Raw genomic sequence first — 428 nt, forward strand, 5'->3', positions numbered from 1 at the left:
AACCACTATTTTAACAAGAGGATATAGCATTCCCATTTACGCTTAAAGGCATATTCGTTAGTTTGTTGGTAAATAGAGACTTGCTGCAAATATCAAGAAGCAGGAGGGGCCCTTTTACCAGGATAAGAAAGTATTAAAGCCAGCTCACCACCACAATCTTTACAACTAAGACAGGAACGTTTACCAAACTTCATTTCAAGTACCTGAGCTCTTGAAAGTTTTAGTTTATGAATAGTTACTTTTAAGTCTTTGCGTAATAGCTCCAAACATTTGGATTTATTACGAGCACTCAAAAAGCCAAGATGCCTTATTCTTCTGAAATGAGGTGGGACAATATGCTCCACAAACCTTTTTAAAAAATCAACGCCAGTAATAGTTTGCGTTTCTGATTTATAATTATCCTTTCTGTTGCACCATTTAAAAGTAAC

Annotated in this window: 1 protein-coding gene; it reads right to left on the reverse strand. The window is 35.5% G+C overall.

Annotated elements, in window-relative coordinates; genetic code table 11:
- Positions 1–92 precede the first annotated feature (92 nt).
- Positions 93–428 (reverse strand): transposase (locus tag OM075_RS25695; RefSeq protein WP_301193401.1); only part of this gene is annotated, 336 nt, incomplete at its 5' end.

Origin of the sequence: Plebeiibacterium sediminum, from assembly GCF_026013605.1 — a bacterium.
GTDB lineage: Bacteria > Bacteroidota > Bacteroidia > Bacteroidales > Marinilabiliaceae > Saccharicrinis > Saccharicrinis sediminus.